General features: G+C 42.0%; 23 protein-coding genes. 6 read left to right on the forward strand and 17 right to left on the reverse strand.

The features are described 5' to 3' along the window. Nucleotides 1-61: 61 nt before the first annotated feature. Nucleotides 62-2,011 carry a DNA mismatch repair endonuclease MutL gene (gene mutL / locus O3655_RS05165; RefSeq protein ID WP_049478942.1) on the reverse strand — a complete coding sequence of 650 codons (1,950 nt, stop codon included), beginning with the start codon at nt 2,009-2,011 and terminating at the stop codon, nt 62-64. Nucleotides 2,012-2,219: 208 nt separating this feature from the next. Between mutL and O3655_RS05170 the strand changes: the two genes are divergently transcribed. Next, nucleotides 2,220-2,660 (forward strand): LytTR family DNA-binding domain-containing protein, encoded by a 441-nt coding sequence (locus O3655_RS05170; protein ID WP_000861944.1) that lies wholly within the window; start codon nt 2,220-2,222, stop codon nt 2,658-2,660. Beyond that, nucleotides 2,657-3,115, forward strand: a complete 459-nt coding sequence (locus O3655_RS05175; protein ID WP_000743970.1) for a DUF3021 domain-containing protein — start codon at nt 2,657-2,659, stop codon at nt 3,113-3,115. Before O3655_RS05170 ends, O3655_RS05175 begins: the two co-directional genes overlap by 4 nt. A 40-nt stretch (nt 3,116-3,155) precedes the next feature. Here O3655_RS05175 and mutS read toward each other — a convergent pair whose 3' ends face one another. Both mutS and argR read right to left on the reverse strand, forming a co-directional pair. Continuing rightward, complete coding sequence (mutS, locus tag O3655_RS05180; protein WP_371641207.1) at nt 3,156-5,690, reverse strand: DNA mismatch repair protein MutS; 2,535 nt, start codon at nt 5,688-5,690, stop codon at nt 3,156-3,158. Nucleotides 5,691-5,740: 50 nt separating this feature from the next. Beyond that, nucleotides 5,741-6,187, reverse strand: coding sequence for an arginine repressor (gene argR, locus O3655_RS05185; RefSeq protein WP_001231483.1), 447 nt, complete (start codon nt 6,185-6,187; stop codon nt 5,741-5,743). A gap of 154 nt (nt 6,188-6,341) precedes the next feature. On the opposite strand from argR, the gene argS reads away from it, so the two are divergent. From argS to O3655_RS05200, 3 genes are all read left to right on the forward strand, one after another. Continuing rightward, nucleotides 6,342-8,033, forward strand: coding sequence for an arginine--tRNA ligase (gene argS, locus O3655_RS05190; RefSeq protein WP_371641208.1), 1,692 nt, complete (start codon nt 6,342-6,344; stop codon nt 8,031-8,033). Between the two features lie 326 nt (nt 8,034-8,359). Then, nucleotides 8,360-8,605 (forward strand): hypothetical protein, encoded by a 246-nt coding sequence (locus O3655_RS05195; RefSeq protein WP_000084865.1) that lies wholly within the window; start codon nt 8,360-8,362, stop codon nt 8,603-8,605. A 198-nt stretch (nt 8,606-8,803) separates the two neighbouring features. Then, on the forward strand, nt 8,804-10,066 hold the full coding sequence (locus O3655_RS05200) for an NRAMP family divalent metal transporter (protein WP_101800238.1): 1,263 nt from the start codon (nt 8,804-8,806) through the stop codon (nt 10,064-10,066). Nucleotides 10,067-10,146: 80 nt separating this feature from the next. On the opposite strand, the gene nrdI is transcribed toward O3655_RS05200, so the two are convergent. The 5 genes from nrdI to O3655_RS05225 form a co-directional block, all read right to left on the reverse strand. After that, nucleotides 10,147-10,617 (reverse strand): class Ib ribonucleoside-diphosphate reductase assembly flavoprotein NrdI, encoded by a 471-nt coding sequence (nrdI, locus tag O3655_RS05205; protein ID WP_000724244.1) that lies wholly within the window; start codon nt 10,615-10,617, stop codon nt 10,147-10,149. 76 nt (nt 10,618-10,693) lie between these two features. Next, nucleotides 10,694-11,227, reverse strand: coding sequence for an ABC transporter permease (locus O3655_RS05210; protein WP_371641209.1), 534 nt, complete (start codon nt 11,225-11,227; stop codon nt 10,694-10,696). 58 nt (nt 11,228-11,285) lie between these two features. Further along, entirely contained in the window at nt 11,286-12,572 is a 1,287-nt protein-coding gene (locus O3655_RS05215) for a response regulator transcription factor (protein ID WP_000278905.1), read from the reverse strand. A gap of 11 nt (nt 12,573-12,583) precedes the next feature. Next, nucleotides 12,584-14,254, reverse strand: a complete 1,671-nt coding sequence (locus O3655_RS05220; protein ID WP_371641210.1) for a sensor histidine kinase — start codon at nt 14,252-14,254, stop codon at nt 12,584-12,586. Continuing rightward, on the reverse strand, nt 14,232-14,846 hold the full coding sequence (locus tag O3655_RS05225; RefSeq protein WP_049500068.1) for a YesL family protein: 615 nt from the start codon (nt 14,844-14,846) through the stop codon (nt 14,232-14,234). Before O3655_RS05225 ends, O3655_RS05220 begins: the two co-directional genes overlap by 23 nt. Nucleotides 14,847-14,979: 133 nt before the next feature. Between O3655_RS05225 and O3655_RS05230 the strand changes: the two genes are divergently transcribed. After that, on the forward strand, nt 14,980-15,549 hold the full coding sequence (locus O3655_RS05230; protein ID WP_042903021.1) for an MptD family putative ECF transporter S component: 570 nt from the start codon (nt 14,980-14,982) through the stop codon (nt 15,547-15,549). Nucleotides 15,550-15,723: 174 nt separating this feature from the next. Here the strand turns inward: O3655_RS05230 and dltD are convergent, their stop codons facing one another. From dltD to O3655_RS05275, 9 genes are all read right to left on the reverse strand, one after another. Further along, entirely contained in the window at nt 15,724-16,896 is a 1,173-nt protein-coding gene (dltD, locus tag O3655_RS05235) for a D-alanyl-lipoteichoic acid biosynthesis protein DltD (RefSeq protein ID WP_042903022.1), read from the reverse strand. A gap of 47 nt (nt 16,897-16,943) precedes the next feature. Next, nucleotides 16,944-18,098 (reverse strand): D-alanyl-lipoteichoic acid biosynthesis protein DltB, encoded by a 1,155-nt coding sequence (gene dltB / locus O3655_RS05240; protein WP_042903023.1) that lies wholly within the window; start codon nt 18,096-18,098, stop codon nt 16,944-16,946. A gap of 158 nt (nt 18,099-18,256) precedes the next feature. Then, nucleotides 18,257-18,949: a methionine ABC transporter permease gene (locus O3655_RS05245; RefSeq protein WP_000137507.1), complete on the reverse strand. Its 693-nt coding sequence runs from the start codon at nt 18,947-18,949 to the stop codon at nt 18,257-18,259. A 1-nt stretch (nt 18,950) separates the two neighbouring features. Beyond that, nucleotides 18,951-20,012, reverse strand: coding sequence for a methionine ABC transporter ATP-binding protein (locus tag O3655_RS05250; RefSeq protein WP_042903024.1), 1,062 nt, complete (start codon nt 20,010-20,012; stop codon nt 18,951-18,953). After that, nucleotides 20,005-21,378: a M20/M25/M40 family metallo-hydrolase gene (locus O3655_RS05255; RefSeq protein ID WP_070656856.1), complete on the reverse strand. Its 1,374-nt coding sequence runs from the start codon at nt 21,376-21,378 to the stop codon at nt 20,005-20,007. The genes O3655_RS05250 and O3655_RS05255 overlap by 8 nt, the downstream gene beginning before the upstream one ends. Before the next feature lie 120 nt (nt 21,379-21,498). Continuing rightward, a complete protein-coding gene (locus tag O3655_RS05260) occupies nt 21,499-22,353 on the reverse strand; it encodes a MetQ/NlpA family ABC transporter substrate-binding protein (protein WP_000694533.1) in 855 nt (284 codons plus the stop codon). Between the two features lie 154 nt (nt 22,354-22,507). Further along, nucleotides 22,508-23,350: an amino acid ABC transporter substrate-binding protein gene (locus O3655_RS05265; RefSeq protein WP_000724967.1), complete on the reverse strand. Its 843-nt coding sequence runs from the start codon at nt 23,348-23,350 to the stop codon at nt 22,508-22,510. A 103-nt stretch (nt 23,351-23,453) separates the two neighbouring features. Further along, a complete protein-coding gene (locus O3655_RS05270; RefSeq protein ID WP_000253936.1) occupies nt 23,454-23,777 on the reverse strand; it encodes an AzlD domain-containing protein in 324 nt (107 codons plus the stop codon). Continuing rightward, nucleotides 23,767-24,462, reverse strand: coding sequence for an AzlC family ABC transporter permease (locus O3655_RS05275; protein ID WP_000659754.1), 696 nt, complete (start codon nt 24,460-24,462; stop codon nt 23,767-23,769). Before O3655_RS05275 ends, O3655_RS05270 begins: the two co-directional genes overlap by 11 nt. Nucleotides 24,463-24,517: the final 55 nt, after the last annotated feature.

Here is a 24,517-nt window from a genome sequence, read left to right on the forward strand (position 1 = left end):
AGTTCCCACCTTAGAAAAACTAAAAAGCCTTGTTCAAAAGGAACAAAGGCTTTTTGTGTTCTTAATATTTCCCCAACTCACGAAGACTCGTATGATTTTCCTGAATGCGTCGGAACATTTTTTCCATATCTGACTTGGTAAAATGCACCAAAACGGGACGTCCGTGTGGACAGTTGTAGGGGTTATCACATTGAGAAAGCTGATAAAGGAGCTGTCTGGCTGAATGGTCATCGATACGGTGATTGGCCTTGATCGACCGCTTGCAGGACATCATGATAGCCAGCTCTGCTCGGTATTTCTTGATCGAAACTTCTTTAGTTAAGAGGAGCATATCGCACATCTCATAGATACCAGATTCGATTTCCTCTTCGGCCATCCAAATAGGATGTTCACGCAGGATAAATTGATTTTCTCCATACTCTGCTAGAAAAACACCTACTTCCTCTAGGAGAGGCATTCTTTCTCTAAGACGAAGGGCATCATCCGCAGGAAATTCAAAGATGTAGGGCACTAAGAGTTGCTGCTGACTCTGGTCAACATTGCCGATGCTTTCACGGTATTCCTCGTACTTAACCCGCTCCTGAGCTGCATGCTGGTCAATGATATAGAGTCCATCTCGCCCCTGGGCAAAGAGATAAGTCCCGTGCATCTGTCCGAAAAATTCCAATTCTGGAAAGCTTGATGATTCTTCTCGCTCCAGCTTATCATAGGCTTTATCGAGACTAGCAAGGTCCAACTCTGGATGGTCTAGTTGGTCATAGCTAGCTGGCTTTCTCTCTGCAAAATGCAGTTTTGCAGGCTTGGTCAACTGGTCCAAGGTTTCCTTGGCAAACAGGGTTAAATCCTGTCTTTCTTCAGTCAAGCCTACTTGATGGTCTGAAACCTCAACTTGAGTCGGTCTTGTTACTTCTGTTTGTTCATAGTAAAGCGTATTTTCTTTGAGTGGGAGAATGGTCTGCTCTACCTTTTGACGATTACGAACGGTCGACTTGGCAAGATTTTCTAAAGCATCAGGTATCAAGGCTTGTTCCTTGAGACTATTTGAAATAGCCTCTGAAAGCAGCGCCATCAGTTCTCTTTCCTTAGAAATCCGCACTTCTTGCTTGGTCGGATGCACATTGACATCTGCCAAATAAGGATCAATATGGATGTGAATGACAGCCAGTGGAAAACGCCCTACCATGAGCTTGCTTCCATAACCGTCAAGAATAGCACGGTTGAGTAGAAAGTTCTTGATATAACGGCCATTGATGAAGAGGCTGATATAGTTGCGATTTGCTCGGGTTAACTCAGGCAGAGACACAAAACCTGTAATTTCGAAATCTAAGTCAGAGTTCTCAATTTCAATCATCTTCTTAGCACTCACCAAACCGTAAATCCCTGCGATGGCTTGACGCAGTTGACCAGTCCCTGCTGTCCGCGTCATTTCCTTGCCATCACTGATTAAACTAAAAGAAATCTCGGGATGAGCCAATCCCAGACGGTTGACAATATCAATGATATGAGACAGCTCAGCTTGCTGGCTCTTCATATACTTGAGGCGGGCAGGTGTGTTGAAAAAGAGGTCCTCCGCACAAACCTTGGTCCCCACAGGACTAGTCGCTGGAATGACTTCCTCAACTTCACCCCCACGCGCAACGAGCTTAGTCCCATGACTCGCACCATCCACCGCTGTCAACAGAGTCAGCACACTGACAGAAGCGATAGAAGGCAGGGCTTCACCACGAAAACCGAGTGTCCGAATCCGAAAGAGGTCTGCTTGATTTTTTATCTTACTGGTCGCATGTCGACGCAGGGCCAACTCCACCTCATCGTGGGCAATTCCATGACCATTATCTGTGATTTGAATCTTCTTAAGACCAGCTTCCTCAATCTCAATGATAATCTGGCTAGAACCCGCATCAATGGCATTTTCTACCAACTCTTTGACCACACTGGCAGGACGTTCAATGACCTCTCCTGCCGCGATCTGGTTTGCCAACACTTCTGGCAATTCAATAATATGAGACATCTTTCAGCCCCTTTCTGTATCTATTTTCCTAGAAATTGATTAGTGCTATTATACCATATTTCAGATGTTACCAGAAAAAGCAAATACCACATAGACTCCAAATCTCTCCACATAGACAAAAGCTCTTGCCATGGGTCGTAAAATAGTGTTTAATAAAGGTGTACAGGAAGTGATCACAATTTTGTATGAAATGTAAGGAGGGAAATTTATGAAAGTAGAACTACAGATTAAGGAGACTTATGAGGAGGAAAAGCTGATTGTCCAAACTCCTCAGCCGACCGAAAAAGTCCAGAAAGTCATCGAGTTCGCAGAAAATCTTGACCAAAAAGAAACAATCAAAGGAAAGATTGATGACCAGGTCTATCTAGTTAAGATTAGCAAGATTCAACGCTTCTATATCGAGAATCGCAAGGTTCTTGCAGAAACTGCATCTCATACCTACACTATTGATTTGCGTCTCTATCAAGTTCTTGACATTCTGCCGACCACATTTATCCAAATTTCCCAATCAGAAATCGTCAATATCGACTCCATCTCTCATCTCAAGCTCACGCCCAACGGTCTGGTTGAAATTTTCTTAAAAAATGAAAGCTTCACCTACTCTTCACGCCGTTACCTAAAAACCATCAAGGAGAAATTAGAACTATGAAAAAACAAATCTTTCACGATGCAGCCGCTGGTGTACTTATCGGCCTCATCCTCTCTATCCTCTTTTCACTCATTTATGCACCAAATACCTATGCCCCACTAAGCCCCGAGTCTCTTATCGGCCAAGCGATGGCTCAACATCAGGTTCACGGTGCTCTAGTCTTGCTCTACTGTATGGTCATCTGGTCAGCTATCGGTGTTCTCTTTAGCTTTGGCAGTCGTTTATTCAGCCGTGACTGGAGCTTGCTCCGTGCCACACTTTCCCATTTCTTCCTCATGCTGGCTGGCTTTGTTCCACTAGCAACTCTGGCTGGTTGGTTCCCCTTCCACTGGACCTTCTATCTCCAGCTTATTCCAGAGTTTGCGATTGTCTACCTCATCATCTGGACTATTCTCTATAAAAGAGAAGCTAAAAAAGTAGACCACATCAATCAACTCTTGGCCCATAAAAAGTAATAGAGAAAATCCCACTCACAAAAATGTGAGTGGGATTTTTTTATAACTTTTGTTTGAGCTCGACCAAGACATTCATAGCCTGCATCGGTGTCATATTGTATACATCCAGTTTAGCTAATTCTGCTAGGATAGGATGCTCTGCAGGCGCGTCAAAGAGTGACATCTGTTCAGTAACAGCACTTGTTTGTCTCATTGGAGCAGGACTTTCCGTCCCTTGATTCTCCAGTTGAGTCAATATCTTATCCGCCCTTGCTAAAAGTTCTTCTGGTAAACCAGCAATCTTAGCAACGTGGATACCGTAGGATTTGTCAGCTGGTCCTGGTTCGATCTTGTGAAGGAAGGTGACCTGCCCATTCTGCTCCAAGGTTGCCACATGGACATTAACCAAGTGTTCCAAACTGGACTCCAGACTGGTCAACTCATGGTAGTGGGTCGCAAAGAGGGTCTTGGCTCCGATATGTTCATGAATGTATTCGATGATGGACTGGGCCAGAGCCATCCCGTCATAAGTTGCCGTTCCCCGTCCCAATTCATCGAAGAGAATCAAGGAGTCCTTGGTCGCATGCGAAATGGCATTGTTGGCCTCCATCATCTCCACCATAAAGGTTGATTGACCTGAAACCAAGTCATCTGCTGCTCCGATACGGGTAAAGATAGCATCGAAGATAGGCAAATGGGCGCTTTCTGCCGGCACATAAGAACCCAGCTGGGCCATAACCGCAGTCATGGCTAACTGGCGCATGTATGTTGATTTCCCACTCATGTTGGGCCCTGTAATTAGCTGAATACTGGTATCTTCTGCCATCTGGATACTATTTGGAATATAGGTCTGAGCTCCCATAACCTTTTCAACGACAGCATGGCGTCCTTTCTGGATATCAATTTGTGAATCGTCTCCAAACTCAGGTTGGATCAAATGCTGGGTTTCAGCCACAACTGCGAGACTTTGCAAGACATCAACCGTCGCAATTCCTTGGGCTAAAGCCTGCAAACGCTGGATGTACTTGCTGACTTCCTCACGGATACGCATAAAGATTTCATATTCTAGGTTGGCTGACTTCTCACGCGCCTCCAGCATATCTCCCTCGATCCGGGCTAACTCCTCTGTCCCAAAGCGTTCCGAGTTTTTCAGTGTTGCCTTGCGGAAAAAGTGGGCTGGAACATTTCCCAGTTGCGAATTAGTCACATGGAAATAGTAACCATCTTTTTTATTGTAGTCGATCTTGAGCGTACTGATGCCAGAGTTTTCTCTCTCCTTAGCCTCAATCTCAGCAATCCAGCTAGTCCCTTCTCTGAGCACACGACGGTACTTGTCTAAGGTCTCATCAAATCCCGTACGGATAATGCCACCTTCCGTAATCACGTGAGGAGCTTCAGGAGCAATCGCAGCACTAATCAAGCTCTCCAACTCCGGAATGGCATCCAGCTGTGCGATGAGATAGGCTAGAGCAGGCTGCTCCATGCCTTCTAAAATCGCTCGAATCCGTGGCACACTAGATAAGGTAGTCGCCAGTTGCAAGAGATCCTTTGGATTGGTCTTGCCAAAAGAAACCCGACTAGCCAAACGTTCGATGTCATAAACACCCTTGAGACTGTCTGTCAAATCACTACGCTCAAAGAAGTGGTCAAGAAAGACCTGCACCACCTCTTGACGTTGGACGATTCGTTCCTTATCAATCAAGGGACGATGGATCCAAGAGCGCAAGAGCCGCATGCCCATAGCTGTTTTGGTTTCATCCAAAAGCCAGAAAAGACTCCCCTGCTTCTTGCCTGAACGGGCATTCTCAACCAAATCCAGACTAGCCTTGGTCGCATAATCCATCTGCAAGAAATCTTTAATTTCATAGTGGATAACTGGTTTGAGATGGTTCAATTCTCGCATCTGGGTACGGTGAACATACTGGAGGAGCTTACTAGCTGCCGCTTGCTCCACAGCTGCCAGTCGTGGATCCAGTAAATGAATATCCTCAAAGCCTTCCTTCTCATAAGAAAGCACCAGATTCATCTGACGGCTGAGGATTTGTTCTTCTTCCTCAGACAAGTCATAACCCAGCACCACTTCTCGAGCCTTGAGATTACGGATTTCCCCACAAACCAACGTGAAATCTAATAGACCTGTCACATAAAAGTCACCCGTCACCAAATCCATATAAGCCAGACCAAATTGATTGCCATCACAATCTAAGGAAACCAAGAAATTATTCTGACTATCCGGCTTACTGCTATCAACGACCGTTCCAGGTGTGATGACCTGGACCACCTCTCGCTTGACAACACCAACTGCTTGTTTGGGATCTTCCATCTGCTCGGCTATGGCTACCTTATAGCCCTGCTCAATCAGAACATCGATATACTGCTGGGCAGAATGATAGGGGACACCCGCCATGGGTATCGGATTTTCTGCATTTTTATTCCGACTCGTTAAGGAAATCTCTAAAATCTGTGCTGCATTAATTGCATCTTCATAGAACAACTCGTAAAAATCACCCATCCGAAAAAGCAAAAAAGCATCTGGGTATTGTTTCTTAATATCCACATACTGTTGCATGCCGGGTGATAACTTTTCTGTTGCCATTTTCCGTCTCTCCTTGCTAAAAATAAGTCTTGAGAGCAACTCCCAAGACCTTATTTATCTTTCATCAAATCTAGCAAACGATCTTCCATCAGCTTGGCAACGTGCTGGTCTCGACAAATAACCAATAAGGTATTAGCACCAGCAACCGTTCCTAAAATCCATTCATCCTTGTTTGCATCTACAATGTTTGCTAAGACTGCAGCTTCCCCAAGTTTGGTATGAAGTACCAAGGTGAACTCAGCTCTTGCAACTCCTTCTAAATGATGAGACAAAAACTCAACTAAATCAATCTTATCTGTCTCATTTGCTAGTACATAATACACCATATCATTTTTCTTAACCTTGGTCAAGCCGATTTCACGCAAATCACGTGACAAAGTCGTTTGTGTCACATAAACATTACGAGCTTCTAAACGATCTTGAATCTCTTTTTGTGTCCCAAGTTTTTCTTCGGTGATCATCTTTTTAATCAATTGATGCCGTTCTCTTTTTCTCATATTATCCTCTTAAGTGAATATTTATAACAAGTTTTACATTTATTTTATAACTACATTATACCAAAAAAAATAGATAATTCAAAAAAATTCTTTTCTTTCTCAAAAAATGTAGTAAATTGTGTTAAAATAGTAAAAAAGCCCAAAAGGAGCCCTTATGAATACAAAAGAATTGATTGCTAGCGAGTTGGCTAGCGTCATTGATAGCCTGGATCAAGAGGCTATTTTAAATTTACTGGAAACACCTAAAAACTCAGAAATGGGAGACATCGCCTTCCCTGCCTTTTCTCTAGCAAAGGTCGAGCGTAAAGCTCCGCAAATGATTGCAACAGATATTGCTGAAAAAATCAATAGTCAAGCCTTTGAAAAGGTTGTCGCTACTGGACCTTACGTCAACTTTTTCCTTGATAAATCTGCTATTTCGGCTCAGGTATTACAGGATGTTATCACTGAAAAAGAACACTATGCCGACCAAACCATTGGCAAGCAAGAAAATGTCGTCATCGACATGTCTAGTCCCAATATCGCAAAACCATTCTCTATTGGGCACTTGCGTTCAACGGTTATCGGAGATAGCTTGTCACATATTTTCCAAAAGATCGGCTATCAAACGGTCAAGGTCAACCATTTGGGAGACTGGGGTAAACAGTTTGGAATGTTGATCGTTGCCTACAAGAAATGGGGAAATGAGGAAGCCGTTAAAGCGCATCCAATCGATGAACTTCTTAAACTCTACGTTCGCATCAATGCTGAAGCTGAAAAAGATCCTAGCTTGGATGAAGAAGCACGCGAATGGTTCCGCAAACTGGAAAATGGAGATGAGGAAGCCCTCGCTCTCTGGCAATGGTTCCGTGATGAAAGTTTAGTGGAATTCAACCGTCTTTACAATGAATTGCAAGTCGAATTTGACAGCTACAACGGAGAAGCCTTCTACAATGATAAGATGGATGCTGTTGTAGACATTCTCGCTGAAAAAGGACTTCTTGTTGAGTCAGAAGGGGCTCAAGTTGTCAATCTTGAGAAATATGGAATTGAACATCCAGCTCTTATCAAAAAATCTGATGGTGCAACTCTCTATATCACACGTGACTTGGCTGCAGCCCTCTACCGTAAAAACGAATACCAATTTGCAAAATCCATCTATGTTGTTGGTCAAGAGCAATCTGCCCACTTCAAACAACTCAAGGCAGTACTACAAGAGATGGGATACGATTGGAGCCAAGACATTGTCCATGTTCCGTTTGGATTGGTAACAAAAGAAGGGAAAAAACTCTCTACTCGTAAAGGAAATGTCATCTTGCTAGAGCCTACTATTGCAGAGGCTGTTAGTCGTGCCAAGGCCCAAATCGAAGCGAAAAATCCTGAGTTAGAAAATAAAGACCAGGTTGCCCACGCTGTTGGAGTCGGGGCTATCAAGTTCTATGATCTTAAGACCGACCGTACAAATGGATATGACTTCGACCTTGAAGCTATGGTATCCTTTGAAGGGGAAACTGGACCTTACGTTCAATACGCCTACGCTCGTATCCAATCTATCTTGCGCAAAGCCGATTTCAAACCAGATACATCTGGCAACTACAGCCTGAATGATGCTGAAAGCTGGGAAATCATTAAACTACTCCAAGACTTTCCACGTATTATCAATCGTGCAGCAGATAACTTTGAACCTTCTATCATTGCGAAATTTGCGATTAGTTTGGCTCAAGCTTTTAACAAGTACTATGCACATACACGTATCCTAGATGAAAGTCCTGAGCGCGACAGTCGTCTGGCCCTCAGCTACGCAACCGCAGTCGTCCTCAAAGAAGCTCTTCGTTTGCTCGGAGTAGAAGCGCCGGAGAAGATGTGATTCAGCACTAACAATTGGAACTAAAGTTCCTAATTGTTAGACGCTAGCCGCTATATGCGGACTAGCTAACTGCTTCACTAGTAAAGAAACATAAATATTGTCGATTTATGTTTCTTTACGTCGTAACCAGAGACACTTGCCTAAACACCTCACTAAATTGGTCAATCAAATCATATTGATTGTATGTAATCTTTCAGATCACTTGATTGCAAAGCAATCTGAAAGATTGAGGCAAAATAACATTTATATTTTGTTCGGCCTTGCAGCTGTTTAATGAAACAATTTATTCACTTATACTATTTATTTATCACACTGGGAGATTTCCTATGAGCCAATATGCTTATATCCTCGTTGTACTTAGCTTGGTTTTCCTTTTTCTGCTCAATAAGTACGAGAAAGAAAGACTTCAAAGACTCTACCAAGAGCAACTCTTGAAGGACGAGACATTTAGGTCTGACATCAAAGAGAAAATTCACACGACTGAAAATATCAATGATGTCATTGCACATATCAATAAAACTTACCATCTGGGAATGTTGCTCTCAAAAGACGTCACAGATCAATTGAAATAATCAAAATCCGAGAAGCTTTCTTCTCGGATTTTTTAGTCTTAACCATATTCTCCTTGGAGAAATTTCATTAACGCATGTAAAGTTTTCTGTAATTTTCTGTATTTTTTCAAAATATTCTTGCATTTCCTTTAAGTTTTTTGTAGAATAGTAGCTATCTATTCAGATTATTCTGAAAATTCAAAAATAGGAGTGTTTATTATGTCACAAGTTACGTTATCAAACCAGTCAACCTGGGCAAGCAAACTAAAGGCAATGGGGCCAGGAATCCTCATGGCTTCTGCCGCCGTTGGAGGTTCTCACATTGTATCCTCTACTCAAGCTGGTGGTTCTTATGGGTGGTCACTACTCCTCTTGGTTATCTTGGCCAATGTTTTTAAATATCCATTTTTCCGTTTTGGTGCCGAATATACTGCCGACACTGGCAAAACCTTGGTGGAAGGTTATGCCGAAAAAGGAAAACTCTATCTCTGGATTTTCTTTATCCTCAATGTCTTTTCAGCTATGGTCAACACAGCTGGTGTTGCCATTCTGTGCTCAGCTATCATCGCCAGTGCCTTCCCAATGATCGGTCTTAGCATCACTCAATGGTCCCTTATCCTTGTTGCAGTCATTTGGGCTATGTTACTCTTTGGTGGCTACAAACTATTGGACGGTATGGCAAAATGGATCATGTCCGCTTTGACCATTGCAACAGTTCTTGCAGTTATCATTGCAGCAATTAAACATCCAGAATACAGCTCTGATTTTGTCGAAAAGACACCTTGGCAAATGGCGGCACTCCCTTTTATCGTTTCCCTCTTAGGATGGATGCCTGCCCCTATTGAAATTTCAGCCGTCAATTCACTCTGGTCTGCTGAAAAGAAAAAGACCGTCAACTTTAATACAGCGGACGCCCTTTTCGACTTTAACGTTGGTTACATTGGAACTGCTATCCTAGCTGTATTCTTCGTGGCACTAGGAGCACTGATTCAGTATCCTACAGGACAAGCAGTTGAAGCAGCTTCAGCCAAGTACATTTCTCAATTTGTGGGTATGTATGCCTCTGTTCTTGGAGAATGGTCCCGTTATTTGATCACCTTTATCGCCTTTCTCTGTATCTTTGGAACGGTCATCACCGTTATCGATGGCTACTCTCGTGTCAATCAGGAATCGCTGCGACTCTTGATTCGTCAAAAAGAGGATTCTCGCAAATCTTTGAACATCTGGATGACCATTACCGCTATCATTGGTATCGTAATTATTAAATTCTTTGCTGGTCAAGTTTCCACCATGCTTCGCTTTGCCATGATCGGTTCTTTCCTGACAACACCATTCTTCGCTCTTTTGAACTATGTATTGGTGACACGTGAGAATAAAAATCTTCCTTCTTGGCTAAAACTCCTCGCTATCGCAGGATTGATTTTCCTCTTTGGCTTCGCTATCTTCTTTATCTATGCACTTGCCATCGGAAAAGCAGGATAGTTTATAAAATGGCACCCTGACAGGGTGCTTTTTGCATACTCAAAAGCAGTTGAAAATCTCAACTGCCCCTCAGTACTACTTTATTTTTCTGTCTCTAACTCATACAAGTCTGCAATGATTGCTGCGACTTTTTTAATATCTCCCAGCATGCCTCTCATTTCAAAATCTGCTAGAACGGGGAAACCAAAACGCTGGCTGTACTGCTTGGCTGTTAGGCAGTATTGATTGTTAAAATTGCGATTACCAGATCCCACTACCCCAAAACACTTACTAGCATTGTCTCCATAAGCGATAAAGTCGCCCACTGGAGTCGTTAGAATCTCAACATCGCCGTTATCGACACCATTTCCACCTTCCAGATAGGTCGGCAAGAAAGCGACATAGGGATGTTCCATTTCAAAGAATTCTTGGCCTTCCTTGACCAAATCCTTGATATGGATTTTTTGGACCTCAATTCCCTCATACTGAGACAAGAGATAGTCCTTGAGTCGGGTTACAAAACTCTCTGTATTCCCACTCAGACTGATATACACTAGGGATATTTTTTTCATGTTGACCTCGATTTTTTGTTTACGATTTAAAAAGAACTAACAAGATTGTAACTTGATAGTCCTTTTTTGTCAATACTTAGGCAACTTCTTCTGCTTCGACTTCTTCGGCCAAATCTTTTTGTTGGCGCCACATCTTGTAAAAGACTAAGGCTAAAAAGAGAACATTGATAATGATGAACAAAATATTCGTTCCTTGTGCAAATGCTCCCATTCCTAGGCCGAGGGTAGAATCTTTGATTAATTGAACCGCATCTTGAACATTCATATAGCTATAAACCAAACCAACAATCGCTAGTAGAACATAGCCAATATAAGCATAGTTTGCGAATTGCACATTTTTACGTAGGAGAAATACAAAAGCTACTACAACTAAAATTGCAGATAAAACAATCAACAACGTATTAAAAATAGAGTGCGATGACGCTGTTACTTGGTAAGTATAGTTGACTGTGTCTTCTAATTGCTGAGCAGTAAGCGTCCCGCTATTCGCCAGGCTAGCACGAAGCACATCTTTACTTGGCAATGGACTCAAGATTCCAAATAATGACATAGATGAAATGAGGGCTGATAAGACTAACAAAACCCAAAGATAAATAGGATTCTTTTTCATGTTTTCCTCCAAAAGATATTTTGAACATTATAGCATTTTTTGTACAGGAATACAACTTTTACAAGCTAGTTTCAACTTGTTTCCGATAAGCTTTCGGTGATTTTCCGCACAATTTACGGAAAACCTTATAGAAATATCCAACATTACTATAGCCAACTGCATAGCAAATATCTTCGATGCTATCACTGGTCGACAGTAAGAGTTGCTGCGCTGCCTTAATTCTCTGTTTATTGAGCAATTCCGCAAAGGTTGAGTTGGTTTCCCTCTTGATCAGCTGACCGAGATAGACAGGATTGATAAAGAGATCCTTGCTAATATCCTTAAGTGAGAGCTCTTTCTGATAATCACGCCCAATCACCTCCAGAACGCTCACCACATTTTCATTCATGCGATACTGGCCAAAGAACTTGGTCAAGGTTTCTTTGATATAGGCAACCAATTCTTCAAAGGTGTTAATGGCATGGATAGCTTTGACAATCTCGGTCATATCATCTGCTTTTAGGTGTTCAAACAAATGAAAGACATCCATGACAAACTGGGTAAAGAGCTGCTTCGTGATAGCCACGCGCGGGGTATTCTCCAAGACGACCTTCTCTAGCAAGGTTAATTCTTCGATGATTTGATTGATATTCCCTTGGATAATCACCCGATAAATCGGCTCGTAATAGGCAAACAAACTCTCGGATTTTTCTAGATTAACTGAACCGTAGAAGAGGGCTTTTTCAGCGTTGATCTTCCAATTCTCAAAGGACTGCTGGTAGGGTGCTTCAAATGGTGTCACGACGATGCCATCGAGCGGTTGATCAGAGATGAAAATCTGCCAGTCTTGCCCCAAAACATAGTAAGGAATGGTAAAAGAACCCTGCTTTTCCTTGGATAGACCAATCCACCAGCTGTCTTTACCTGACAGGTAGTTCGTAAATCCTGTCTCATCCAATTCTTGACTGAGGGTCTGACTTTGCTCCACCTTTTCCTGAAGCTGTTGCGCAATTTTTTCTAATAAATTGCCCAACTCCACCTTGTCTACTGGCTTGACCAGATAATCCACAACACTAAGGTTCATGGCTTTTTTAACGTACTCAAACTCCTGATAACCAGACAGCAAGATATAATAGGTATCTGGAAGTAGCTCTTTCATTTCCCTAATCATCTCAAGTCCGGTCTTATCTGGCATGTTGACATCGGAAATGACCACATCTACTGGATTTTTCTTAATATAGTCCAAAGCATCATCTGCGTGATTAGCTGTTGCGACGACTTGCATATCCCATTTTTCAAAGGGGATTAATCGCTTGAGCCCCTCTGTCACCATGTACTCATCGTCTACTAATAAAACTTTATACATTTCTACCCTTTCTATTCATCCTGGATGATGATATGGTAACGAACACCTTCTTGCTCAGCTGACTCTACACTGATTTGGTAGCGATCCCCAAAGTAGAGAACAAAGCGTTCGTGTACATTTACTATTCCAATTGATTGCCGCTCCCCACTATAACTTGCCTCGTGTTCAAAACTTCTCTGAGCTAATTTTTCTTGCAAGCTAGCTAGTTTCTCAGCGGACATTCCCCGACCATTGTCTTCCACTAGGATTTCAACGAAGCCTTGGCCCTTCAAGGCTTTGATACTGATGACATTATCCGTTCTGCGATGGTCAACACCATGGGCAAAGTAGTTTTCTACTAATGGTTGGAGGGTAAATTTTGGAATCCTCATTTCTTCCAATTCTGGTGCAATCTTGAAACCATAGGCAATGGATTTAGGATAACGCACCATACAGAGATAGCTATATTTTCGGCAAAATTCCAACTCCTGCTTCAAGGTCGTTTCCCGCTCGTCGGAGATATTATTGCGTAACAAGCTGCTAAATTCATAGATAATATCTGCCAGTTCATCCTGACTTTGCATGACGGCATACATCCGTAAAAACTCTAGAGTATTGTACATAAAGTGAGGATTGATTTGAGCCTGCAGGGCTCGCATATTGGCATCTTTTTGGCTGAGCTCTAGCTGATAGATATCATGGATATTTTTTTCCAGGCGATCCAACATATCATTAGTTGTTTCTGCAATGAGAAGCAACTCTTGGTCTTTTTCAGAGGTATCGATTCGAAGGCCTTCTTCCCCTTGAGCAATCACCTCGATCGAATCTACTAGGTCTACGACCTGCTTTTGATAATTTGAAAAAGTCTGTCTAAGAGTCACGTACAAAATAATGATAAAGAGAATACTTAGCCCAATAATGACAGCTGAACTCGTCAAAGTTCCTGTAAGAACAAAATTTTTAGGAACAGCAACTCGAACCTGATAACCGTGAGAGGTGACACCTACAAACCAGTTTTCTCGCTCGGCTGAGACCTTCTCCCCAATATGGAACATCTCAGTCTCAAAAGGCGAAGTTACTGTTACAGCCATTGGGATATGGCCTCGAGTATTGTCAATAGCGCCATGTAAAACATCTGGGGATAGGGAGATATAGATCACTCCTAAATCCTTGTCAGACACAGGATCAGAAACAGGAATGGCAAAACTATTGGCTGTTGGCTTAAAATCCTCCGCAGGAACTTTCTCTCCACTGCGTTTTTCTCTAGTCGAAACATATACTTCCTTGTAGTCCTGAAGAACAATAGCCACTCCAGTCACAAAATCATTCCGAACATAGAGGTCATCAATATTTTCATACAGGGAAACCGAGATATAAGGTGAAGTTTTACGCTCTAATTGCCAATAGAAGTAGTCTGGTGTGCTGAGACTAAAATACTTGTAAATTCCTTCGATGCGGGCCTGATTTTCAACCAGAGACTGAGCAAGTCGGGTTGACTCTCTGTGATAGTATTCCACTTCACTCACTGTCCGAGTGGTCACACGTTCTGCAACCCGTTGGGCTTCTTTCTCACGTGAATCCCAGTCAGCATACGAGAGCATAATCGCAAAACTGGCAATGACCACGATCATAACCAAACTATAAATCCGTAAGAGAGAGTGAAGCCAGAACTGCTTCATTCTATTTTGTCGCCAATTTTTCATGGATACTTTCATAAATAGGTTCCAACATATCACTGATAAAGAAATGCCACATTCCAATTCCTACAAAAAAGAGCAAGGCAGGCATATAATAACCAACTCCTACAAGGAGTGCAGACCCGAGTAAAACCTTGGCAATCGCAGGTAGGCTCATAAAAATCCCGATAAGGGATAGTTTCAAGGTATTTTGGTAGGATAAATCAAAGTACACCTGAAGTTTCAAGGAAACAGTATAGGCTAGAAAAACAAGAGCAACTACAAGGACATTGAGAAAGGTCGCCAAGAGGTGGAAAATCGTCTGGTGGGGCAATTGAACTAGAAGATACAAACCATAAACTAGGACAAGATCCACAAACACAAAACTATAGAAAGCCAGATTGCTCTTGACAAAATTGCTCTTATACAATTCCCAAGCTTCTTTCAAATGGTATGCTCGATAGGTATACCCATGCTCCCCATACAAACTCATAAGAGTTGCACTAGCTGGTGCCAAACCAAAGACTACTCCTCCTGCAAGTGTTAATAGCCAGAAATAAGCCGTCGCAATCATTCCCAAAAAGATACGATTAAAGACGAATTCTAGAAATTTTCCCATACTACTCTCCTTAAACTAACGATGTAACTATTATATCATATTTCAAACGTTTTCAAAAATATAGAACTCCCATTTACAATCCTCAAAAAGCGTGATACAATTGGTTTTGTTAATTCGCATCAAGGAGATTCTCATGAAGAAAAATATCTTAACCACCCTCTTAGCCGCCGTCCTCTACTTTCTTTGTGTAGGGATTGGAGTCTTCCTAGGACACCTGGTCGACCAAACAGGCAATATGTTCTACGCACCTGCCTTTTCTGCCCTTGTCGGTGGCAGTGTCTACATGCTTCTTTTGACGAAGGTCCCTCGTTTTGGTGCTATCACCACTCTAGGACTTTTTATGGCAATTTTCTTCCTAGCCAGCAAGCATGGCGCTGGAGCCTTTCTCCCAGGACTCGCCTGTGGTCTTGCAGCAGATGCCATCGCTCGTCTCGGCCACTATCAGGATAAGATTAAAAATCTTTTCTCCTTCCTCGTCTTTGCTTTTAGCACAAGTGGCCCTATCTTCCTCATGTGGATCCGTCCCAAAGCTTACGTGGCTACCTTACTTGCGCGTGGGAAATCCCAAGAATACATTGACCGTATCATGGTCGCTCCAGAGTTGGACAAAATCCTTCTCTTTGTTTCGAGCATCCTCCTAGGCGCCTTGATGGGAGCTGTTATTGGGCAATTTCTAAGTCAAAAAATAGCTGATAAACTATAAGATAAAAGCCCTGAAGACTAGCAATGCCTAGTTCCAGGGCCTTTTTGTATACAATCCTAAAATTCACTATAGATAAATTCTTGAATGTTCGAAAAATCGGTCACAAAACAATAAATCACGATGCTTAAGATAACCGTATAGAAAAATAGTGTCCACAAGATTAAACGATGTGTGTTAGTTAGCTTGGTTTGCAAATTTGTAAAGTTCTTTTTCAACTTCCATCCATCCTTTCACTCCAACGTGCATCACGTCAAATAAAAAGTAATCATCATACTCTCTGTTTCCATAGTTTAATACGGTTGCACCATGGCTTTTTGCGACATCTTCTATTTTTTTATAAGTTTTTTCTCGCATCTCTCTTGAGACACCAGTGTAGTCATTCCATTTCCCGTTTACTGGGAAAATAATAACCTCAACTTCAATGCCCAATTCTTTGGCAACTGTCAAGAAGAGTTCCATATCTGAATATTCTGGTGACTCCAGATAGCTCAAATCTTTATTGGAATCTTTCAGCGATGCATAGCGATCTTTTAAGTAAGTATTGTAGTAGTTATTATCAACAGCATAGTCATTATTGTCTGTTTTCTTTTTGACCTCTTCCACAAACTGATCCGTCATCTTCTGCCAATCATAGTCTGGGGTTTTATCCCCTAGTGAAGGATAATCTGATTTCTCATGATTTTCATAAAATTTTCGTTTGAGCTTAAAGGAATACATCGCGTTATCTAACTCTAATAGTTTTTTATCAACAATGGTTCCTTTTCCATCTATGAAATAACTTTTGTATTTTTTGTAGATGTCATTTTGTTGCTTGTTCCCCTTGGTAATCTCGATAATCCGATTGATTAGTTTTTCTTTCGTTTCTTTACTAATCTTGTCATTATCTAGCATGTGAAAAATATGTTCCTGAGAAGCCTTGTTCAAAAAGGCATCTTGATGAGTCCCATCTTTTTCAAACCACTGAACCGACTCTACTATAGCTACTTTTCGCTTGCTCATAGATCCTTCAATAGAGGCTAAAGTAGAAGCCTGAATGATGTTTTGAGAATAACTGGTCCCAATCTGCATGATATTAAAATCGTTGTAGTTAAAAATTTTATTTAGATGATAGTCCTCATTTATCGTCGCAACTAACTCTGAGGAACCCATTAGAACCAGTGTATTGGGGGTGATATTGCTTGTTATAATATCTCTACTTTTATACTTTTCATACGAGGTGCTATAACGAATACTGTTATCCTTGACTTTATAATAATCATCAATCTTCTTGACATACGTCACATTTAAAAGGGCAAGCGTCGCAATTACGAGCACAAGCGATAGTAAAAATGCTTTTAATTTAATCATCTCGTTTTATCCTATCCCTTCGATCTGTCCGATTTCTTCTCAATCTCTTATCTCTTTAAAGTCGTCAGCAAGATTTTATAGGGTTCACCTGAAAAGATAAAGAAACCAATCATAACCAAATTCATGGTCACAAACCAACTTAGTAGCTTATACCAGTTTTTGTTTTTATTTTTCTTATAAAAATTGCTTTTCTTTTGATACACTTCAAATCCAGCCATCAAGACACCATGATAAAAACCATAGACAATGTAACTAACACTAAGACCATGCCAAAAACCCATGACCAACATATTGACCATATAGGCATAGGTTGCATTGTGTAGTCTATTTTTAAACCATTTTTTCCTGATAACCTGCATCAATACTCTTGAAAATACAAAATCTCTCAACCAGGTCGACAAGGTGATATGCCATCTAGTCCAGAAATCTTTGATATCGACACTCAAGAAAGGTTTGTTAAAGTTCATCGGTGTCTGAATACCTAGAATATTACTACTTCCAACGGCCATTAGACTATAGCCTGCAAAGTCAAAGAACAGATACAAGGTATAGAGGTACATATACTTGATTGAGTAAACGACTGTGCCCGTATTATTTAGATCGAGTAGCATCTGGTAAACATAGGTTGATAAAACAATCTTGTAAAGAAGGCCTAGAACGATACGATACACACCGTCCCCTGCTAACTCTAGATACTCTTTTCGGGGCATAACCTCGTTTATCTCTTTTAAAAATCTCCTACTCCGATCAATTGGACCAGCACTAACTGTTGGGAAAAAGAGCAAAAACTGTAGATAATCTTTTACACTGATTTTTTCTTTGATTAAGCCATCCGATATCTCTAGCATGATCTGAATGGTCTTAAAAGACATGTAGGAAATTCCAATAAAGGCCAACAAATGCAGAGAAGTCAGAGCAAAGACTTTATTGATCACCAAAGGAAGAATGGAAAGGAAAACCAGCGGTTTCAGCCACTTTGCCTCTATCCGCTGCGCTAGAAAAACCAGAAAATACTGGTAAACGATAAAGGCGAGTAAATAGACAATCATCGCTCGGCTCTTACCATAGATAGCTCCTGCAAATAAGAGGGAGAGCGCCAAAATATAGTAGTCTTTACGTTTTTCAAAAAAGTTTACCACAAAACCAATCAGTAAAACTACAAATAAGAGAAGGAAGAAATCATTCCCCTCAAAATAATTCATACCAGCCAAACTCCTTTACATTATCATCCCTTCTACAGCAAAGTTTCTGACTTGCTAATTGGGGACCTTTATTTATTATAGCATATTTCTAAAAAGAAGCTTTATCCTTCTTGCATTTCGGTGAGAAAACAAAAAGGAGTCCCGTTGAACTCCTTCCATTATTTATGACTTAGTTTCTTGGTCAAGAAATCTCCCAAGAACTGGATCGTAAAGATAATCAAAATAATAATGATAGTTGCCAAGATGGTCACATCGTGATTGTAGCGGTTAAATCCATAGGCAATGGCTACGTTACCGATACCACCAGCTCCAACTGCTCCCGCCATAGCTGTTTCTCCAACAAGGGAAATCAAGGTCACTGTAGTCACACGAATCAAATCTGGAAGACCTTCTGATAGGTAAACACCCACGATATCCCAGAAGGTCGCTCCGCTTGCTTGAGCAGCCTCAATGACACCACCATCTAACTCAGCCAAGACAACCTGCACCTGACGGGCAAAGAAGGCAAAGACCGCAAAAGAAAGGGGGACAAGGGCTGCATTTGGCCCAATGCTAGTCTTCACAATCAAGTGAGAGAGTGGTGACATGATTGCCAAGAGGATGATGAAAGGAACCGCACGGAAAATAGAGGTAATCTTATCCAAAATCCAAAAGATAACCTTATTTTCCAAGACACCACCTGGCGCTGTCAAGACGAGGAAAAGACCTGCCACCAGCCCCAAGAATCCTCCGATGATGAAGGAAAGAACTGTCATATAAAGAGTTAGGTAGATAGCCGTTCCCCAGCCTGCCTGACCAGCCCAGCCCATCTTGTAGACATTTGGTAAGTAAGTTTGAATCAACTCTGTCATTTTACTGTCCTCCCTTCAATACTTTTAACTGCACACCAGCCTGACGGATGGCTTCTTGAGCACCTGCTAGTGCTGCTTTTTCACCTGACAAGACCACAACCAATTCTCCAACAGGAGTGCCATCGAGAATTTCGATATTTCCATAGAGGATATTAGCCGTTACTTGGTAACGCTTGTACAATTCATTCAAAAGTGGTTCGTCTGTCGAAGCCCCTGCATACTTGAGCTGCACTAAGATACTGTTCTCAGATAAATGTTCTACGATTTCTTGCTTCTCAATCTTAACCATGGCTTCGTCAATACCTGTAGCTGTTGAGATAAAGTCCTGTGTCAAAGGTTGTTTAGGGTCTGAGAAGATTTCAAGAACACTTCCTTCTTCAATCAAACGGCCATCCTGCATGACCGCCACACGGTTGGCAATGTCTTTGACAATCTGCATTTCGTGTGTAATCAGGACAACGGTCAAGCCTAATTTTTGGTTCAAATCTTGTAGCAAGGCCAAAATCTGCTTAGTTGTCTTAGGGTCAAGGGCAGACGTTGACTCGTCTGAAATCAAGATTTTTGGATCATTTGCCAAGGCACGCGCAATGGCCACACGCTGTTTTTGCCCTCCAGATAGTTGTGAAGGGTAGTTTTCAGCACGATCCGCCAAGCCAACCAAGTCCAACAACTTAGCTACTTTAGCTTTCTTTTCTTCCTTGCTGAGTCCAGAGTGTTTGAGGGCAAAGGCTACATTTTCCTCTGCTGTCTTTTGGCTCATCAGGTTGAAATGCTGGAAAATCATCCCAATGTCTTGACGTTTCCGACGCAACTGCTCTGCCGTCAGAGTGACCTTACCATCAAAAATCACATCGTCATCAATGGTAATTTTCCCAGCAGATGGCTTTTGCAAGAGGTTAATCACCCGTACAAGAGTGGATTTCCCTGCTCCAGAATATCCAACGATTCCGTAGATATCCCCTTCTTGGATGTGAATGGTCACATCCTTGACCGCTGTGATGGTTCTCTTCTTTTGGTGAAAAGTCACATCAATCTGATCTAACTTGATAATATCTCTACTCATAGCTTCTAATCAGCTCCTCTACTAATTCAATATGGGTGTAGTAATCGGCGATTCGCACGTTTTCATTTCCACCATGGTCTCGGCTATTGGCATTTCCTAGACCGAAGGCCACCATTGGTACCTCTAGGGCATCAAAGACCGTATGCATCGGTCCTGTCCCCGCTGTGGTCGGCAAGACTGAGACGCCCTGTGGATAGAATTTCTTGGCCAACTCGATCACATTGAGAATGGCCGGCGCGCTCATATCGCTTCGATAACTCATCTCTCCCAAGGTATAGTATAATTCTACCTTATCAAAGCCATTTTTGTCTAGCTGTTTCCGAATTTTTTCCAGAACATCATGCGGTTCTAGACCAGGAACCAAACGAACCTCAAGCTTAGCACTGGCTTCTGCTGGCAAAATCGTTTTAACTCCTTGCCCTTGATAACCTGACTGAATCCCTTCGATATTAAGGGCTGGCTCGAAAAAGAACCGTTTTAGAAAGGCTGCACGTTCCTCTTGTAAGAGAGGCAATTCCAAGCCATAAATGCGACTGATTTCCTCAGGATTGCGTTGGGCGTAGGCATCTACCAAGGCTAGTTCTCGTTCATTTGGCTCTTGAACATCCTCGTACAAGCCTTCTACTAAGATACGTCCATCTGCTGCACGTAGGCTACTTAGAGCCTGGATAAGATACCATGGAGCTGATTCCACGACACCACCATAACTCGAGTGGATATCCACATCAGCACTTTTTACCTTGGCATCAAAGGTTACAATTCCCTTGTTTCCGCCAGAGATTTCCAGCTGTTCCAAGGCGTTCTTTGTCCCTTGTTCCCAGACTAGCAAGTCCGCTCCACGAAGTTTGTCTGCGTGTTTCTCTAAATACTTATCTAGATCCATGGAAGCAGACTCCTCTGCTCCCTCCATGATAAAGCTGATATTGACAGGTAGGTCATCATGATGCTGCATATACTTTCTCAGAGCACTCAAACGAGCCGTGATATGGCCTTTGTCGTCATCAACCCCACGTCCATACATAAAACCATTTCGCACAGAAAGGGTAAAAGGATCCTCTGTCCACACCTGGTCGCCATCCGCTGGCACGGTGTCATAGTGATTATAGAAGATCAAGGTCTTGGCATCCGGACGCGAGCTCTTGAAATGCGCCATGACAAAGGGAGCCGTATAGCTCTCATCAATCTCGACTTCAGCTCCTACACGCTTGAAAATCTCACCCAGATAGTTTGCGACTTCCTTGAGTCCAACCTGCTGGGCAAAAACTGATTTCTTGGAAATCAAGGTGCGCAAGACTTCAAAATAATGTTGGGCCACATGATCCTTCTCAAATTTTTCAATCTGCTCTTGTTCGCTAGGAAAAACCATTTTCTCTCTCTCTTTCTACTACGTACTTGCGTCCTCAGAACGACCACAAGTGCCTCTTTAAAATCAACTCTCTATACAAAAGTAAGAGGTGGAAACTCTCTCCCACCTCCCTGTGTCTTATTACCAAACTGGTTGGTCCAAACCGTCTGATGTTTCTTCGATAACTTTTTTCACTTCATCAGTGTGGTAAGCTGCGATAATTTTCTTGATGGCATCAGCCTTAGGTGATGATTCCCAATCTTTTTTCGCAACAATGATGTTGTACCATTGTTTTGAGTTTTCATCAGCTTGTTCTTTGAAAAGTGCTTTCTTGTAGTCCAATTTTGCTTCTGTAACGAAGGTATTGTTTACAACGGCAGCATCAACTGATGACAATGAACGAGCTGTTTGACTAGCGTCCAATTCAGTAATCTTCAAGTTCTTTGGATTTTCTGTGATGTTAGCAACTGTTGCAAGTGCAGTTCCAGAAACATCCAATTTGATCAAACCAGCTGATTGAAGCAAGTAAAGCGCACGGCTTTCGTTTGTTGCATCGTTTGGTACGGCGATTTCACCGTTATCTGGGATTTCTTCCACTTTGGTATACTTGTTTTCTTCCCCATTTTTACCTGAGTAAAGGCGGATTGGTGAGATGTAGGTATCTGCAATCGCTACAAGGTCTTTCCCGTTTTCTTTGTTCCAGTTGTTCAAGAAGTTGTAGTGTTGGAAAGCGTTCAAGTCTACTTCGCCATCAGCAGTTGCCTTGTTTGGTTGTGAATAGTCTGTGAACTCTGTGAATTCCAATTTAATTCCATCTTTTTCAACCAATTCTTGGATTTTATCCCAACGTGCTTCTTCAGAACCGCTACGGTTAACTGTTGCAATTTTGACAACTGTTTCGTTGTCTGCTTTCTTTTCTGAATTTCCGCAAGCTGCAAGAGTCAAACCTGCGACTGTAGCAAGAGCTGCTACACCGAGCCATTTTTTAATTTTCATGATTCTATCTCCTTTAAAAATAATACCGTAATAGTATCTCATACTTTATTTGATTTAGCAAATTGTTATTAGATAGGCAGACATATAGTTTGAAACTATATACCTAAAAATTGAGAAATCATCCGCCTTTCTCAGACTGGATGATTTCATACGACTATTTAATATCAGCTTCTGCTGGGAGATAAGTGTCTCCGAAGAACTGTTTAGACAATTTTTCAAGAGTTCCGTCTTTGTAGAGTTCTTGGATACGTTTGTCTACAAATGATTTCAACTCATCTTGACCTTTAGCAAGAAGTGGGTAAACGTAAGGTTGTTGGTCGCTTGGAAGTTCAATGACTTTCAAGTTGTCCAAACCTTGGTTCTTGATAACTGTTTCAACACCGATTTTATCAAAAATCTTGTAGTCAAACTGACCATCGCTCAAACGAGACATGATTTGTTGGAAGTCCGCTTTAGTGTAGTTAAGAACAGTTGGATTATCTGCGTGTTGTTTGTTATAATCTTCTAGCTGTTTAGCTGATGTTGTCCCTTGAACAACCTCAGTAGACTTGCCTCCGATATCATCAAGCGACTTGATGCTGTCGTCGTCTTTCTTCACAACGAGAACGTTAGGGTTTTTAGCAGTTGGAGCTGCATAAAGGTACTTTTCAGCACGTTCTTTGGTATAGCTGATATTGTTCACAGCCATTTGATAACGGTCGCTATCAAGACCTGCAAAGACACCTGACCACTCTGTCTTTTCAAACTTGACATCGTATTTGTCAGAGTCTTTAAAGATAGCACGGACTACTTCAATCTCATAACCAGTCAACTCACCATTTTCTTCGTAGTTAAATGGTTTTGGTGAAGCATTGGTTGCAACGATAATTTCTTTCTTACCAGATGCTGCTTCGCTAGTTGCAGTATCTTTCTTATCTCCACCTGAACAAGCTGCTAGTACACCTGCGGCAACAAGTCCTAGAGCAGCAAGAGATGAATATTTGACGATTTTTTTCATGTCATTTCCTCCAAAATAGAATACTTTACTATCTTAACAGAAAATATTTTTTTTCGCCATTATATGATATCTATCTCGGTGATAGGTTTTTTTTATGGCTGATTTAAAAGACCAGACGCAAGACTGCAATCAAGACTACCCCAAAAAGAACCGTACCTACTAGATTGCGGTAGCGAAAGGCTACCCAAGCCGTTGGAAAGACTGCTAAAAAGTCCAGCCATTTGATTTGAGGAAGACTGCCAACTTTGCCAGTCACTACGCTTGAAAGAATCAAGGCAAAGATAATGGAAACAGGCAAAAACTTCAAAAACCGCTCGACGATAGCTGGCAAGCCCTTGTACTTAACCAAGATGAAGGGAATCATACGGGGAATCCAAGTCACTAGGCCTGAAAAGATAACGGCTAACAAAAGATATTTACTGACCATCTAAGACCACCCCCATGGTACAACCTAGCAAGGTCGCAAACAGGACAGCTAGCGACTGAGACACCACTGTCAAGAGCAAAAAGAAGGACACCGCAACAACGGCTAGGATCCGCAGCAGATTGCGGACAGGAACCCGTCTTTGCATAATCTGAAATTGTGAAGTAAAAATCCCGATAAACATCCCAACAAGGGCAAAGTCCAAGCCAAAGACTTCAGGATTTGGAAGAAGGCCACCTAAAGCTGTCCCCGCAACTGTCCCAATAAACCAGGCTACATAACTATTGAGATTGTTCCCGTGCATCCACATAGGATGGACCTTGTCTGTATGGGCTAATTCTCCCATCAAAACCCCATAGGTCTCATCTGTCAGGAGACTGGACATGCCGATATTTTGCCAGAGACTAGTATGACGGAAATAAGTCGATGCATGCAGGCTCAGCAAAAAGAGTCGCAAGTTGATCAAAAAGACCGTCATAGCAATAGCTGCCACAGGCGCTTGGACCGCAATCAGTGCCAACATGGCAAACTGGGCGCTCCCAGCATAAACAAAGAGGCTCATCAAGCCCATCTCAACAGGTGTCACATAGGGCGCACCGATAATCCCACAAGCCAGACCAATGCTGACATAGCCAAGGGCAGTCGGCATGGCCGCCTGAACACCTTCCCAAAATCCTTTTTCTTTCATCCTTCTCCTCATATTCTCTCCAATTGAGGCTGTTCATCATCACAGCCACAGCACG

Source organism: Streptococcus sp. 27098_8_70 (assembly GCF_041432215.1).
Classification (GTDB): Bacteria; Bacillota; Bacilli; order Lactobacillales; family Streptococcaceae; genus Streptococcus; species Streptococcus oralis_CP.